General features: G+C 62.0%; 13 protein-coding genes. 5 read left to right on the forward strand and 8 right to left on the reverse strand.

Annotated elements, in window-relative coordinates:
* Nucleotides 1–18: 18 nt before the first annotated feature.
* The 5 genes from AF337_RS07730 to AF337_RS07750 all read left to right on the forward strand — a co-directional run bounded on the left by AF337_RS07730 (nt 19) and on the right by AF337_RS07750 (nt 8034).
* Nucleotides 19–948: an ABC transporter permease gene (locus tag AF337_RS07730; protein ID WP_049731712.1), complete on the forward strand. Its 930-nt coding sequence runs from the start codon at nt 19–21 to the stop codon at nt 946–948.
* Nucleotides 945–2072, forward strand: coding sequence for an ABC transporter permease (locus AF337_RS07735; protein ID WP_049731649.1), 1128 nt, complete (start codon nt 945–947; stop codon nt 2070–2072). Before AF337_RS07730 ends, AF337_RS07735 begins: the two co-directional genes overlap by 4 nt.
* 59 nt (nt 2073–2131) lie before the next feature.
* The gene (locus tag AF337_RS07740; protein ID WP_049731650.1) at nt 2132–3103 is read left to right on the forward strand and encodes an ABC transporter substrate-binding protein; all 972 of its coding nucleotides are present in this window, start codon (nt 2132–2134) and stop codon (nt 3101–3103) included.
* A gap of 401 nt (nt 3104–3504) precedes the next feature.
* Nucleotides 3505–4695 carry an efflux RND transporter periplasmic adaptor subunit gene (locus tag AF337_RS07745; RefSeq protein ID WP_049731651.1) on the forward strand — a complete coding sequence of 397 codons (1191 nt, stop codon included), beginning with the start codon at nt 3505–3507 and terminating at the stop codon, nt 4693–4695.
* 12 nt (nt 4696–4707) lie between these two features.
* Nucleotides 4708–8034, forward strand: coding sequence for an efflux RND transporter permease subunit (locus tag AF337_RS07750; protein ID WP_049731652.1), 3327 nt, complete (start codon nt 4708–4710; stop codon nt 8032–8034).
* 106 nt (nt 8035–8140) lie between these two features.
* Here AF337_RS07750 and ureG read toward each other — a convergent pair whose 3' ends face one another.
* The 8 genes from ureG to AF337_RS07790 form a co-directional block, all read right to left on the reverse strand.
* A complete protein-coding gene (gene ureG, locus AF337_RS07755) occupies nt 8141–8752 on the reverse strand; it encodes an urease accessory protein UreG (RefSeq protein ID WP_003590582.1) in 612 nt (203 codons plus the stop codon).
* Nucleotides 8753–8841: 89 nt separating this feature from the next.
* On the reverse strand, nt 8842–9513 hold the full coding sequence (locus AF337_RS07760; protein ID WP_049731653.1) for an urease accessory protein UreF: 672 nt from the start codon (nt 9511–9513) through the stop codon (nt 8842–8844).
* Nucleotides 9514–9519: 6 nt separating this feature from the next.
* Complete coding sequence (gene ureE / locus AF337_RS07765) at nt 9520–10146, reverse strand: urease accessory protein UreE (RefSeq protein ID WP_049731654.1); 627 nt, start codon at nt 10144–10146, stop codon at nt 9520–9522.
* Between the two features lie 87 nt (nt 10147–10233).
* Nucleotides 10234–11097, reverse strand: coding sequence for a GGDEF domain-containing protein (locus AF337_RS07770; protein ID WP_049731655.1), 864 nt, complete (start codon nt 11095–11097; stop codon nt 10234–10236).
* Nucleotides 11098–11427: 330 nt separating this feature from the next.
* Nucleotides 11428–12096 (reverse strand): TIGR02117 family protein, encoded by a 669-nt coding sequence (locus tag AF337_RS07775; RefSeq protein WP_049731656.1) that lies wholly within the window; start codon nt 12094–12096, stop codon nt 11428–11430.
* A 32-nt stretch (nt 12097–12128) separates the two neighbouring features.
* Nucleotides 12129–13841: an urease subunit alpha gene (ureC, locus tag AF337_RS07780; protein ID WP_049731657.1), complete on the reverse strand. Its 1713-nt coding sequence runs from the start codon at nt 13839–13841 to the stop codon at nt 12129–12131.
* Nucleotides 13842–13942: 101 nt separating this feature from the next.
* Nucleotides 13943–14581: a hypothetical protein gene (locus AF337_RS07785; RefSeq protein WP_049731713.1), complete on the reverse strand. Its 639-nt coding sequence runs from the start codon at nt 14579–14581 to the stop codon at nt 13943–13945.
* Between the two features lie 16 nt (nt 14582–14597).
* Complete coding sequence (locus AF337_RS07790) at nt 14598–15005, reverse strand: lysozyme inhibitor LprI family protein (protein WP_049731658.1); 408 nt, start codon at nt 15003–15005, stop codon at nt 14598–14600.
* Nucleotides 15006–15014 lie beyond the last annotated feature (9 nt).

The raw sequence follows: 15014 nt of genomic DNA on the forward strand, positions 1-15014 counted from the left end.
CAAATGGGGGCAGTCGCTGTGAAACCCGACACCTTCAAAAGCAAGATCATCCCCGTCACCACCATCCTGCTTACCCTCATCGCCATCTGGTATGTCGCCGCCGTGCTGATGAACGCACCGTTCCAGCGTGACATGGACAGCCGCGCCGGCGCCACACCGACGACCATCGAATTCATCGGCAAAACGCTGGCGCAGCCGAAGCCGATCCTGCCGGCGCCGCATCAGGTGGCTGAGAATGTCTATGAAAACACCGTCCTGCGCAGCCTTTCGAGCAACCGCAGCCTCGTCTATCACAGCTGGGTGACGCTCTCCTCCACCCTGCTCGGCTTCGGTTTCGGCATGCTGCTCGGCATCCTTCTTGCAGTGCTGATCGTGCATAACCGCGCGATGGACCGCTCGCTGATGCCCTGGCTGGTGGCGAGCCAGACCATACCGATCCTTGCCATCGCGCCGATGATCGTCATTATCTCCTACAATGTGCTGACCGGCGACAACGCGCTGGCGCATCTCCTGAACCTCGATTCCGACGCTTCCCGCCTCGTCTCCAAGGCACTGATCTCCACCTACCTCTCCTTCTTCCCCGTTGCCGTCGGCATGGTGAAGGGCTTGCGCTCACCCGAACTCATGCATCTCGACCTGATGCGCACCTATTATGCCAGCCCGACGCAGACCTTCTGGAAGTTGCGGGTTCCGGCCTCGATCCCCTTCCTCTTCACCTCGATGAAGGTGGCGATCGCTGCCAGCCTGGTGGGCGCCATCGTCGGCGAGCTGCCGACCGGTGCTGTCGCCGGTATCGGCTCGAAGCTGCTTGCCGGCTCCTATTACAGCCAGACCATCGATATCTGGGCGGCTCTTGTCGCTGGATCGCTGCTGGCGGGCATCCTGGTCGCGATCGTCGGCCTCGCCGCCAAGATCGTCGATCGCGCCATGGGCGGGAGACCGGCATGAGACATCTGACCTTCTCCTGGCAGGGCGTCACCGCCCTCCTCTTCTGCATCGCAGCGCTGATCACCCTGCCGCTTCTGGCCGAGGGCGCGGCACGGCCCTTCACGGACGGCACGGCAAGCCTCGTCTTCATCATCGTCATTGCGGCTGCCCTGCTGTCTTTTGCGCCGCAGCCGCCGGCCTACCGCGCCACCGTGCTGTTCATCGGCGCGCATGGCGCCGCCTGGATGCTGCTTTCCGCTCTCTCCGGCAACGAAGGCATGGCGACGCGGGCTTACTTCCTGCTGCTCTTTTCCTGCTGGCTGCTGGCTTGGCGATGCGTCACCGAACTGTCGAAACTGCAGCCCGTCGCCGCTGTCGGCAAATCGGCGCTCCAGCTGCTGATCCCGGCGATCTTCGGCGCCTGGATCCTCATCCTCTGGGAAGCGGTCACCCGCGGTGCCGGCATCCCCTTCATCATCCTGCCGCCGCCGAGCGCCATCGGCGCCCGTATCATGGCCTCCCTGCCGATCCTCGGCGCTGATGTCAGGCAGACGATCTTCAAGGCTGTGCTGATCGGTTATATCGTCGGCTGCCTCAGCGGCTTTGTCGTCGCGGTGCTGGCCGACCGCATCACCTTCCTGCGCCGCGGCCTGCTGCCGATCGGCAACATGGTGTCGGCCCTGCCGATCATCGGCGTCGCCCCCGTGATGGTCATGTGGTTCGGCTTCGACTGGCCGTCAAAGGCCGCCGTCGTCATCATCATGACCTTCTTCCCGATGCTGGTGAACACAGTCGCCGGTCTTGCCGCCTCCGGCAGCATGGAGCGCGACCTGATGCGCACCTATGCCTCGAGCGACTGGCAGACGCTGCTCAAGCTCAAGCTTCCGGCAGCCATGCCCTTCATTTTCAACGCACTGAAGATCAACTCGACGCTGGCACTGATTGGTGCCATCGTTGCCGAATTCTTCGGAACGCCGATCGTCGGCATGGGCTTCCGCATCTCCACCGAGATCGGCCGCATGAATGTCGACATGGTCTGGGCGGAAATCGCCATCGCGGCGCTGGCCGGCTCGATCTTTTATGGCATCATCGCCCTGAGCGAACGGGCGGTGACGTTCTGGCATCCGTCTATCCGTGGTGGCTAGACGCGCGCGGGCTTCGCAAACGGGGTTCGGGCATAACTTCAGAGGGTAAGGATAAGAAAATGAAAAAGTTGATGGTTGCAATGATGGCGAGCGCGATGACGCTGGCCGCCGCTCACGCGATGGCCGCCGACAAGGTGGTGCTGCAGCTGAAATGGGTCACGCAAGGCCAGTTCGGCGGTTATTACGTCGCCAAGGACAAGGGCTTCTATAAGGAAGAAGGCCTCGACGTCGATATCAAGCCGGGCGGCCCCGATATCGCCCCCGAGCAGGTGATCGCCGGCGGCGGCGCCGATGTCATCGTCGACTGGATGGGTGGCGCGCTCGTTGCCCGCGAAAAAGGCGTTCCGCTCGTCAACATTGCCCAGCCCTACCAGAAGTCGGGCCTCGAAATGATCTGCCGCAAGGACGGCCCGGTCAAGACCGAAGCCGACTTCAAGGGCCATACGCTCGGCGTCTGGTTCTTCGGCAACGAATATCCTTTCTTCGCCTGGATGAACAAGCTGGGTCTCTCGACGGAAGGCGGCGCGAACGGCGTCACCGTGCTGAAGCAGAGCTTCGACGTGCAGCCGCTCGTCCAGAAGCAGGCCGACTGCATCTCCGTCATGACCTATAATGAATACTGGCAGGCGATCGATGCCGGCTTCAAGCCGGAGGAACTGACGGTCTTCAACTATACCGAGATGGGCAACGACCTTCTCGAAGACGGCCTCTATGCGATGGAAGACAAGCTGAAGGACCCGGCCTTCAAGGAGAAGATGGTCAAATTCGTCCGCGCCTCGATGAAGGGCTGGAAATATGCGACCGAGAACCCCGACGAAGCCGCCGAGATCGTCATGGACAATGGCGGCCAGGACGAGAACCACCAGAAGCGCATGATGGGCGAAGTCGCCAAGCTCGTCGGCGACGGCTCCGGCAAGCTGGACGAAGCGCTCTATGCCCGCACGGCAAAGGCACTGCTCGACCAGAAGATCATCAGCAAGGAGCCCTCGGGCGCCTGGACGCACGACATCACCGACGCCGCGTCCAAGTAATCGCGGCACCATTTCGAGGCGAACGCGCGGGGAGAGATTTCCGCGCGTTTCGTATTTTTACGGCCTGCATGAAAAAATGCCTTTGCCACTGTCGCATTTGTCCGGGGTCAAACGTCATTGGGGTAGAAGCAGGATCAATCATCGTCATGTTCGCATAACCCTTCCGTGATTGATTCAGGTTCTGATGGTAATTATTATCGGCTCATGGGGAATTGTTTTCTGCCGGGCTTGCATATCGAGCAAATCGATACCAATTAGAAGCCGATTTGCCGGCGAGGGATGAAGGCGGCAAATGATGTGTGGATACCCTTGAGAATGCAGGAAAGGCAGTGGCCTGGTCGCGAGCTGAAGGACAGACGCGCGAGTTCGGCTAAGCTTGTTACAAGATTGGACGAAGACGCATGGCACGCAAGCCGATTGGAACTTTAGGCGCATCCACCCTTTTTGCAGCTGTTCTTGCTGCATCCACCGCATTTTCACAGGAAAAGCCGGTCGAAAAACCGCAGCAGAACCTGCCGGCGATCGTCGTCACCACGGCTGCGAACCGCACCCTCGTCGACCGTGTCATCGGCACGGGGACGGTCAAGCCGGTCGAGGAAGTCTATATCCAACCGCAGGTCGAAGGCCTCTCGATCCGCGCGTTGAAAGCCGACGTAGGCGACAAGGTTCAAGCGGAAAGCACGCTGGCAACCCTCAACGATGATGCGCTGGTGCTGACGAAGAGCCAGATGATGGCGACGAAAGCCAAGGGCGAGGCAAGCCTTGCGCAGTTGCGCGCCCAGCTCATTGAGGCGCAGGCCAATGCCGAACAGGCAAGGCAGCAGCAAGCCCGTTCCCAGGAAATGGGCAAGAAGGGCACCGTTTCAACCGCTCAGGTCGAACAGGCTGATGCGACCGCTGCCGCCGCCAATGCCCGTGTTGTCTCCGCCGAACAGGCGATCGAGGTCGCCGAAGCCGATCTCAAGGTCTTCGATAGCCAGATCGCCGATGCGGATCTGAAACTCGCCCGCACCGATGTGAAGACGCCGGTGGCGGGCACGATTTCGGCAAAGAACGCCAAGGTCGGCGCGATTGCCGCCGGCAACGGCGATCCGCTGTTCACCCTCATCCGCGACGGCGATATCGAGCTTGTCGCCGAGGTCGCCGAAAGTGACATCGTCAGGATCATGGCCGGCCAGAAGGCGAGCATTTCCCTTTCCGGCAGCCGCGAGAAGCTTTCCGGCGCCGTGCGCCTGGTGTCGCCGACCGTCGATCCGGCCACTCGCCTCGGTCTCGTCCATATCTCCATCGACGATGACAGCAAGGCGCGTTCCGGCATGTATGGCAGCGCCGAGATCATCGTCCGCGAGACCGATGGTGTCTCGCTTCCCCTGACGGCGGTGCTGACCGGCAATGAAGGCTCGTCGGCCCGCAAGGTCGAGGACGGCGTGGTAAAATTCGCCAAGATCGAGACCGGCATCCAGGACGGCCCCTATGTCGAGATCGTCAGTGGATTGAAGAGCGGCGACGAGGTCGTGGCCAAGGCGGGCGCCTATGTCCGCGATGGCGACCACATCACGCCGGTGCGTGAACAGCCCGCGGCTTCCAACTAAAGAGACCATCCGATGAATTTTTCAGCCTGGTCCATTCGAAATCCGATCGCGCCGCTGCTGGCTTTCTGCCTGCTGATCTTCATCGGCATGCAGTCCTTCAACAAGCTGCCGATCACCCGCTTCCCGAATATCGACGTTCCCCTTGTTTCGATCAGCGTGACGCAGAGCGGCGCTTCGCCGGCCGAACTCGAAATGCAGGTGACGAAGGAGATCGAAGACGCGATCGCCTCCATCACCGGCATCGACGAAATCCAGTCGACGGTGACCGACGGCAGCTCGCAGACCAATGTCATGTTCCGCATGGAAGTGCCGACGGAACAGGCGGTGCAGGACGTCAAGGATGCGATCGACCGCATCCGCAGCGATCTGCCGGCAACGGCCGAAGCGCCGATCGTCACCAAGGTCGATGTCGAGGGCCAGGCGATCCAGACCTTCGCCGTATCCTCGCCCGATATGTCGCTGGAAGAGCTCTCCTGGTTCGTCGACGATACGGTCAAGCGTGCGCTGCAGGGTCAGGCCGGCATCGGCCGCGTCGACCGTTACGGCGGCGCCGAGCGCGAAGTGCGCATCGAACTCACCCCCGGCAAGCTCGATGCCCACGGCATCACCGCCGCCAGCGTCAACCAGCAGCTGCGCGGCACCAACGTCGACCTCGGCTCCGGGCGCGGCCAGGTGGCCGGCAGCGAACAGGCGATCCGCGTTCTCGGCGACGCCCGCAATGTCGCCGAACTCGCCGATACGACGATCGCGCTGCCGAACGGCCGTTTCGTCAAGCTGTCCGATCTCGGCGTCATCAAGGACACCTACGAGGAGCCGAAATCCTTCTCGCGCTTCAACGATACGCCTGTTGTCACCTTCGGCGTCTTCCGTTCGAAGGGCGCCAGCGAAGTCAGCGTCGCCGAAACCGTGGCCCAGAGCCTCGACAAGGTGAGGGGCGAAAACCCGAATGTGAAGATCGAGATGATCGACGATTCGGTTTATTTCACTTACGGCAACTACGAAGCGGCCATCCACACGCTGCTCGAAGGCGCGCTGCTTGCCGTCATCGTCGTTCTGCTTTTCCTCCGGAACTGGCGCGCGACGCTGATTTCGGCGATCGCCCTGCCGCTGTCGGCGATCCCGACCTTCTGGGTCATGGACATGATGGGCTTCTCGCTGAACCTCGTCAGCTTCCTTGCCTTGACGCTGGCGACCGGCATCCTCGTCGACGATGCGATCGTCGAAATCGAGAACATCGCCCGCCACATCAAGATGGGCAAGACGCCCTATCGCGCGGCGATCGAGGCGGCGGATGAAATCGGCCTTGCCGTCATCGCCACCACCTTCACCATCATCGCCGTCTTCGTGCCGGTCTCCTTCATGCCGGGCATTCCCGGCCAGTATTTCATCCAGTTCGGCCTGACCGTCGCCTTCTCGGTCTTTTTCTCGCTGATGGTGGCGCGCCTCATCACGCCGATGATGGCCGCCTATCTGATGCGTGCGGAAGACGGCGTCGACGATCATCATGACAATGACAGCCTGCTGATGCGTGGATACACACGGCTCATACGCGGCACGACGGGGCGCTGGTACACGCGTTATGCGACGCTGCTTGTCGCCTTCGGTTTCCTGGCCGGCTCCGTTTTGCTCCTGATGCAGGTTCCGGGCAGCTTCCTGCCGCCCGAAGACGCCTCGCGCATTGTTCTCTCCGTCGAACTGCCACCCAATGCACGCCTTGACGATACCGAGAAGACGACCGATGCGATCTATGACAGGGTCAAGGATATCAACGGCGTCGAAAGCGTCTTCGTCCTCGGCGGCGCATCGCCGAAGGGCGAACTCGAACTGCGACGCGCGACGATCACGCTGGCACTCCATAAGCTCGACCAGTCGCTGATCAAGAAGATGGTCAATGACGGGCTCGGGCACATCCCCCTCATCGGCCCGATGCTGCCGAAGGTGGAAGTTCACGGCCGTGAACGTCCGCAATGGAGTATCGAAAAAGAAGTCTTCGCCAAGCTGCGCGATATTCCCGACGTTCATATCCTGAAGCTCAACGACCGCGGCGAACGCGACCTCTCCTTCAATTTCCTCTCCAAGAACGAGAAGGACCTGAATGACGCCGTCGGCATCCTGGAATCCAAGCTGCGCGCCGACCCGCTGCTCGCCAATGTCAGCGCCGACGGCGCCCTGCCCCGCCCTGAGCTGCAGGTCTACCCGCGCAAGGACGAGGCCGCCCGCCTCGGCATCACGCCGCAGCAGATCTCCGAGACGATCCGTGTCGCCACGATCGGCGATGTCGATGCGGCCCTTGCCAAGATCTCGCTCGACGATCGCCAGATCCCGATCCGGGTGCAGGCGGCAGTCGACATGCGCCGCGATCTCTCAGCCATCCGCGCGTTGAAGATCCAGACCGCCAGCGGCGGCACCGTTCCGCTCGCGAGCGTCGCCAATATCGACTATTCCGAAGGCGTAAGCTCGATCAAGCGCAACAACCGTTACCGCGTCGTCTCGATCGGCTCCGACCTGCCGCAAGGCGTAGCCCTCGACACGGCTTCGGCCCGTTTCCGCGAGATCGTCAAATCTGCCAATATCCCGGCCTCCGTGCACCTTGCCGAAAGCGGCGACACCAAGGTGCAGACCGAGATGCAGCAGAGCTTCGTCAACGCCATGTTGATGGGCCTGTTGCTGGTGCTGACGGTGCTGATCCTGCTTTTCAAGGACGTGATCCAGCCCTTCACCATCCTGTTCTCGCTGCCGCTTGCCATCGGCGGCGTCGCAGCGGCTCTGATCATCACCAGCAATCCGCTGTCGATGCCCGTGATGATCGGCATCCTGATGCTGATGGGTGTCGTCACCAAGAACGCCATCCTGCTCGTCGATTTCGCGATCGAGATGCGCCACCAGGGCATGGCTCGCGTCGAGGCGATGGTCGAAGCCGGCCGCAAGCGCGCCCGGCCGATCATCATGACCTCGATCGCCATGTCGGCGGGCATGCTGCCTTCCGCGCTGGGCGTCGGCGAAGGCGGTTCGTTCCGCGCGCCGATGGCGATCGCGGTCATCGGCGGCATCATCGTCTCGACGGTGCTCTCGCTCGTCGTCGTGCCTTCCTTCTTCCTGATCATGGACGATCTGTCCCGCCTGCTCGGCTGGATGTTCGGTCGCCTGGTCGGCAGGAAGGACGAGGAGGAACTGCCGCTGTCGCGCGAGGATCTCACCCGTGTCACCCGCGAGAACCGCGACGATATCGACTCGCTGGAAGAGCGGCTGACCGCAATCGAAACCCCGGAAGTCAAGCGCAAGAACGCCAAAGGCAACGACACCAACGTGCTGCGCCTGCCGCCGTTTGCGGCGGAATAAGCAAAACGCAAGAAACGAAACGGGCCGGGAGCGATCTCCCGGCCCGTTTCATTTTGCTGTTCTCGCCGCCATGCGCGGCGTCGGTCTGCGGTCGCAGGTCTGATCGTCAGAGCCCGCCCTGCTCCCGGAGGAAGCTGACGATCGAGCTGACGCCGTCGCCGCGCTTCATGTCGGAGAAGACGAAGGGGCGGCTCGCGCGCATGCGCGTCGCATCCCGGTCCATCACCTCGAGATCGGCACCGACATAGGGCGCCAGATCCTTCTTGTTGATGACGAGAAGATCCGAGCGGGTGATGCCGGGCCCGCCCTTGCGCGGGATTTCCTCGCCCTGGCAGACGGAGATGACATAGATGGTGATATCGGCAAGATCGGGCGAGAAGGTCGCGGCCAGATTGTCGCCGCCGGATTCGATGAAGACCACGTCGAGATCGGGGATCCGTTGGTTGAGGCCGGCGATCGCCTGAAGATTGATCGTCGCATCTTCACGAATGGCGGTGTGCGGGCAGCCGCCGGTCTCGACGCCGACGATCCGGTCCGAAGGCAGGGCCTGCATGCGCACCAGCGCCTCGGCATCCTCGGTCGTGTAGATGTCGTTGGTGACGACGGCGACGGAATAGTCGTCGCGCATCGCCTTGCAGAGCTTTTCGGTCAGCGCCGTCTTGCCCGAGCCGACCGGCCCGCCGATGCCGACGCGCAGAGGTCCGTTTCTAGATTTCATATGTCTCACTCCAATCGAACCCGATGATAGCCGTGGCCGCTGCGCACGCCACCGTCAAATGACGCAGATGCTCGGATAATTTTACGCCGTCACGAGCGGAACAGCCGCGTCGCCTGTGTCTCATGGCGCAGGCCGGCAATATCGGCCTGCACCGTCGCCGAACCGAGATCGTCGAGCGTCGAGGCCGCCGCCCGCCGGGCGACTTCGGTGATCTGCTCTTCGAGACCGGCAAGCACGGCGACACCGTCCCGCTGACCCGTGACGCCGAGGCGGATGCCGGAAGAGACTGCCTGCGAGGCATAGGCATGCAGGAAGGCGGCGAGCGCCTTCTCAGGCCCTATGCCGTGCGCGCCGGTCACCGCCCCGACCGCGACGGGATAGGCCGCCTTGTCAGGCAGCCTTTCGAATACGCCATCCGGCCAGGCGCGTGCCGCCGCCAGGAAGGCCTCGCCGAGCAGCATGGTTTCCTGATGGCGCTCGCGCGATCCGGCAAGTGCGGCGGCAAGGGCAGCGATCTCGGCAAGGCACGCGGGTTCTTCCTGGCACCTGTGGCTTTCGGCCAGCAGCACCGCATCGTTCCAGACCGAACCATGGCCGATCAGCGTGTCGATCCAGCCGGCAAGCGAGGCGGCATCCGTGACCAGCCCGTCCGCCACGGCCCGCTCCAGCCCGCCCGAATAGGCAAAGCTGCCGATCGGAAAGGCCGGCGAGAGCCATGCCGTCAGGCGCAGCAATGCCTGCAGCTCGTAATCCCCAGTCATCGAACCTCAGTCGTGCTTGTGGCCGTGATGCCCGTGGTCGTGATCATGGTCATGGTCATGGTTACATCCCGGCCCATGCACATGGTCGTGGCCGTGATCATGTTTGTGCTCATGCCCATGGTCATGCGCCGCATGACGGTGGTCATGCGCGGTATGCCCGTGGTCATGCGCCGCATGACCGTGATCGTGCGAATGCGCGCCGTGGGAATGATAGGCGCCGCGCGCCGGCTGGAAGGGCTCCTCGATGTCGAGGACGGTGGCGCCGAGGCCCTGCAGCATGCTGCGAATGACGTGGTCGCGCAAGATGACGATCCGGTCTTCCTCGATCTGGGCCGCGAGATGACGATTGCCGAGATGCCAGGCAAGCTCGACCAGATGCGTGCGGTCGCGGCCGCGAATTTCGAAGAGCTTCTCATCGGCCGCGAGAATCTCGATCAGTTCGCCGTCGTCGCGCACCAGCAGGTCGCCATTGGCGAAAAGCACCGGATCCTTGAGATCGAGCATGACCATCTCGCCATTTTCCAGATGCAGCAGCTTGCGGCGCAGATGGCGCAGATCGTGCGGCAACTTGACCTGGGCGGTCGGATGGGAGGACGGAGTTCCGGCGGGAAGATAGGAGGTGACGCGCTGCATGATATGTCCGTTTTGATGAGACGACGACCATGCAAAATAGCCTTTCCCGATGCAAGCACCAATGGCCTTTGTGCCCGCGTCGGACTTTTATATTCCGTAAGCCTGCATCACGTTGTCGCTCTCGTCGCTCCTGCCCTTGGCATTGAGGCCATTATCGACCAGCCCGTGCCAGGCATGATGCAGGCCTTCCCGCTCGTGTACGACGCGATTGCGTCCGAGCGCCTTGGCGAGGTAGAGCGCCCGGTCTGCCGAAGCATAGACCGCCTGCTTGCTGCGCCCGGCGGCGAGATCGGCAACACCACCGGAAACGGTGATGCGGATATCGTGCCCTTCGGCCGCGATGGCGCCGCTTGCGATCCGGGTCCGGACACCTTCGATGCGCTCCATCCGCGCCTCCAGCGGCTCGCCGGAGATGATGACACCGAACTCCTCCCCACCCAGTCTTGCGACGACGGACATGTCATCGAAGGCGGATATAAGCATGGCCGAAACCGCGGTGATGACGGCATCGCCGCAGCCATGGCCGAAGCGATCATTGATCGCCTTGAAGCGATCGACATCGAAAATAACCAGCGAGGCGTTGCCCTCGGTGTTTTCGAGCGCTTCCGTGAAGGCACGGCGGTTCAACAGGCCCGAAAGCGTGTCCGTGCGGCTGAGCTTTTCGAACTCGGCCCGCGACAGCGTCAGCTCATGCAGGGCAAAACCGGCGGCCAGCGACAGCATGCCGGAAACCGTGCCGCCGACGAGCCAGGAAAAAATCGCGCCGAAACCGATCGCGTGCCAGAGCGTCACCGGCAGCAGCCCAAGAAGCCTGAGCGGCGGTATGGTCAGCGCCATGATGACGCCGGAGAGAATGATCGTGAGAAAGCTCATCTTCAATGCAAAGACATAGACATTCCCGCGATATTGAAAATTGCCGAAATCGGCCTGCAGCGACATCCAGTTTCTCATGAGAATCAACCTTCCTGCCCGGCGTTTCAAAGCATTGATAGGAGCCCAATTGCTGCGGGTGTCTTAATCCACTCGTTAAAATTCGAACGGTTTCGGACCTTTCGGTGGACAGATTTTTTCTAGCAGGAGATGCAGCCTTCCGATCCCTGAATCGAACAGTGCAGAGAGACACTTAGATGGTTGATTTTAAACAGCTTTATCGGGCCGCACCGCGAGGCTGTTCCAGAATGGTCTAACTGGAAAAAATACCGGTCTTTCCAGCGATTTTTACAACCTGGTGGAGAGTAGCTTTTACAATTCACTTTAAGAGCAGGCCGCCCGGCGGCTGGTTCAATTGTAGACACTCACAGACAATCGCAATGATTGTGGAAGCGGGTTCCATAAACCGGTCCTGAGCCCCGCCGAGCGGAGCGCGGCAGCCGTCCAGGTGTTACAGCCGAAGAGGGCATTGAAATATCCCTTGGCCTCGAAGAACCGGTCGATCTCGCCGTAACCCGCATCCGCGATCGGCGCCACCACGCCCGCGTCGCGAACGAAGCTGTCCGCGATAAAATTGCGCAGTCGCGCCAGTTGATCGTCACTGACGTCGAATGCCGCAACGCTCGGCTGCGGCTCGGTGATATCACCGGCAAGGTCCACATGCAGCACCGAACGGTCGATCGTCAGCGCCCGCAGCACCGGCAGCGGCTTCAGCTCCGCCCAGCTCGGGGTTTCCAGATAGAAGGCGCGGCCGCCCCAGCCGATAATGAGCCATTCCGCATCCGGATGGCCGAGGGGAAAACCGGTCTCGGCGAGAAAGGAAAAGGCAGCCCGCGTCTCCTCGTCGAGTGGAATGGCGATATCGGTATGGATTGGTCCGGACAGCAGGAGAATCCGATGCGCCGCAGCCGACGACGCCTTGACCGGGGCAATCAGCGGCCGGGGAATGAAGGTTCCGCAGGCCGCCAGAAACACGAGCAGGAATACGGCCCGCAACAGCCAGCGGATGCCTGTCATCATCGGAGCCATCCGTCATACAGAGGGCCGCGTGTCTAAAACAGGAAATAGCGCTGCGCCATCGGCAGCACTGTCGCCGGCTCGCATGTCAGCAATTCACCGTTCGCCCTGACCTCGTAGGTCTCCGGATCGACCTCGATTTCCGGTGTCAGGTCGTTGTGAATCATCGAGGCCTTGGAGATGCCGCCACGGGTATTCTTCACCGCCACGAGTTGCTTGGCGACCCCGAGCCGGCCCTTCAGGCCGGCATCGAGCGAGGCCTGGCTGACGAAGGTGACGGAGGAATTGGTGAGGCTCCGGCCATAGGAGGCGAACATCGGCCGATAATGCACCGGCTGCGGCGTCGGGATCGAGGCATTCGGATCGCCCATCGGGGCGGCGGCGATCGAGCCGCCGAGCAGCACCATGTCGGGCTTCACCCCGAAGAAGGCCGGGTTCCAGAGCACGAGGTCGGCGCGCTTGCCGACTTCGACAGAGCCGATCTCGTGGCTGAGGCCGTGGGCGATCGCCGGGTTGATCGTATATTTGGCGATATAGCGGCGGACGCGGAAATTGTCGTTGTCGCCCTTTTCCTCCTTCAGCCGGCCGCGCTGGCGCTTCATCTTGTCGGCCGTCTGCCAGGTGCGGATCGCCACCTCGCCGACGCGGCCCATGGCCTGGCTGTCGGACGAGATGATCGAGAAGGCGCCGATATCGTGCAATATGTCTTCGGCAGCGATCGTCTCCTTGCGGATGCGGCTTTCGGCAAAGGCGATATCCTCGGGGATCGATGGCGACAAATGATGGCAGACCATCAGCATGTCGAGATGTTCGGCGATCGTATTGACCGTGTAGGGCCGGGTCGGATTGGTCGACGACGGAATGACGTTCGGCTGGCCGCAGATCTTGATGATGTCGGGCGCGTGTCCGCCACCTGCCCCTTCCGTGTGGAAGGCATGGATTGTGCGGCCCTTGATCGCGCCGATCGTATCCTCGACGAAGCCGCTTTCGTTCAGCGTATCGGTGTGGATCATCACCTGCACGTCATATTCGTCGGCGACCGACAGGCAGCAGTCGATGGCGCCTGGAGTCGTGCCCCAATCCTCGTGCAGCTTCAGCGAGGTGGCGCCGGCCAGCACCATCTCGGTCAGCGCCCCCGGCAGCGAGGCATTGCCCTTGCCGGCAAAGGCAAGGTTCATCGGGAAGGCATCGGCCGCTTCGATCATGCGCGCAAGATGCCAGGGACCGGGCGTGCAGGTGGTGGCGAGCGTGCCGTGGGCCGGCCCGGTGCCGCCGCCGAGCATGCAGGTCATGCCCGACATCAGCGCTTCCTCCATCTGCTGCGGCGCGATGAAGTGGATATGGCTGTCCATGCCGCCGGCAGTGACGATTTTGCCTTCGGCGGCGATCGCCTCCGTGCCCGGCCCGACGATGATATTCACACCGGGCTGCATATCGGGATTGCCCGCCTTGCCGATCGCGACGATGCGGCCGTCCTTAAGGCCGATATCGGCCTTGTAGATGCCGGAGTGATCGACGATCACCGCATTGGTGATGACGGTATCGACCGCGCCGTCCGCCCGCGTCACCTGGCTCTGGCCCATGCCGTCACGGATCACCTTGCCGCCGCCGAACTTCACCTCCTCGCCATAGGTGGTGAAATCCTTTTCGATCTCGATGAAGAGTTCCGTATCGGCAAGGCGCACCTTGTCGCCGGTCGTCGGTCCGAACATGCCGGCATAGGCGGCGCGCGAGATCTTGTAGGGCATCCATCAGGCTCCGTGGGAGGAAGAGACTAGAGCATGATGCCGAAAAGTGTGAGCGGTTTTCGGACGACATCATGCTCTAACTCTTTAATTTAGAACAGGATTCAGATTTTAGGCCAACCGGGCCTAAAATCATCCTGTTCTAGTGTTTTTCCGCCAAGCCGCCTGAGGCGGCCGGCAGCAATATAACGATCGACGAGCTGCCGTTCGGCCGCAAACGGGTGCCATTCCCAACCGACGTGGCCAAAGCCAGCCAGCATCACGTCGGCCTCGGCATATTTGTCCAGCACTTCGGCGATGACGATCATGCCGCTGCTCGGCACCACATAGGGCGCCGGCGCAAAGGCCGAAAGCGAGGCGTCAACCGCTTCGTGGACCGCCTTGCCGATGACGGCATGCGTCTTGCCGGTCTCCGCGCAGAAGGCAGCGAACGCGTCCGTATAATCGTCGCAGAAATCGTCGAGATCGGGATGCGAGACGGCAAGCGGCGCCCGCATCGCGGCGAATTTTTCCGGGTCGCGCACGCTCCAGATTTCGCGGGCCGAAACGACGCCGGGATGGGCACGCCATTGCGGCGCGCCGAGCATCGCCTTTGCCGGCCGGCCGGTATTGCAGACCGCAACGGCATCCGTCCGGCTGCCGCCGGTCCCGTAGGAACGGCAATCGTTGAAGCGGATGACGAAATCGGCGGCATCGATCACACCTGCTTCCGCCTGTGCGACCTCACCATTGCCGACGATCATGATCTTCTTGATCACCTTAATTGCTCATCGTGTCTTCGAGCTCTTTCAGCTCTTTCGTGCGTTTGTCGGTGATATTGGCGAGGCACCCGGCGACCAGCATCGGCTCCATCGTGCCGCCGCGGGCCTGGAAACCGAAGGCGTCGCATTCGGCGTCGCGGTAATCGATCCAGGCGCGCTGCGCCTTGACCAGCGCCTGCTCCGCACCTTTCATGTCGTCATCGAGATCCTTGTCGACCGCCGCCAAGGTGGCGCGGGTCTTCTTATATTGCACATTCAGAGCCTTGTCGGCGGTCTCGTGGCGCGCCGACTCGCAAGAAGTCATATCCGATTGCGTCTTGGGATTCTGGCAATCGATATCCTGAGAGGAAGCGCGATCAGCCATCAGCAGCATCGCCGCCCCGATCAGGCAGATATTCAAACGCATGCATCCCTC

The organism is Rhizobium ecuadorense, assembly GCF_001187535.1.
Taxonomy (GTDB): domain Bacteria; phylum Pseudomonadota; class Alphaproteobacteria; order Rhizobiales; family Rhizobiaceae; genus Rhizobium; species Rhizobium ecuadorense.

Bases quoted from the DNA above. Each gene is read 5' to 3' on its own strand.
- AF337_RS07735 (WP_049731649.1), top strand. From the start codon at position 945: ATGAGACATCTGACCTTCTCCTGGCAGGGCGTCACCGCCCTCCTCTTC.
- AF337_RS07740 (WP_049731650.1), top strand. From the start codon at position 2,132: ATGAAAAAGTTGATGGTTGCAATGATGGCGAGCGCGATGACGCTGGCC.
- AF337_RS07745 (WP_049731651.1), top strand. From the start codon at position 3,505: ATGGCACGCAAGCCGATTGGAACTTTAGGCGCATCCACCCTTTTTGCA.
- AF337_RS07750 (WP_049731652.1), top strand. From the start codon at position 4,708: ATGAATTTTTCAGCCTGGTCCATTCGAAATCCGATCGCGCCGCTGCTG.
- ureG (WP_003590582.1), bottom strand. From the start codon at position 8,752: ATGAAATCTAGAAACGGACCTCTGCGCGTCGGCATCGGCGGGCCGGTC.
- AF337_RS07760 (WP_049731653.1), bottom strand. From the start codon at position 9,513: ATGACTGGGGATTACGAGCTGCAGGCATTGCTGCGCCTGACGGCATGG.
- ureE (WP_049731654.1), bottom strand. From the start codon at position 10,146: ATGCAGCGCGTCACCTCCTATCTTCCCGCCGGAACTCCGTCCTCCCAT.
- AF337_RS07770 (WP_049731655.1), bottom strand. From the start codon at position 11,097: ATGAGAAACTGGATGTCGCTGCAGGCCGATTTCGGCAATTTTCAATAT.
- AF337_RS07775 (WP_049731656.1), bottom strand. From the start codon at position 12,096: ATGATGACAGGCATCCGCTGGCTGTTGCGGGCCGTATTCCTGCTCGTG.
- ureC (WP_049731657.1), bottom strand. From the start codon at position 13,841: ATGCCCTACAAGATCTCGCGCGCCGCCTATGCCGGCATGTTCGGACCG.
- AF337_RS07785 (WP_049731713.1), bottom strand. From the start codon at position 14,581: ATGATCGTCGGCAATGGTGAGGTCGCACAGGCGGAAGCAGGTGTGATC.
- AF337_RS07790 (WP_049731658.1), bottom strand. From the start codon at position 15,005: ATGCGTTTGAATATCTGCCTGATCGGGGCGGCGATGCTGCTGATGGCT.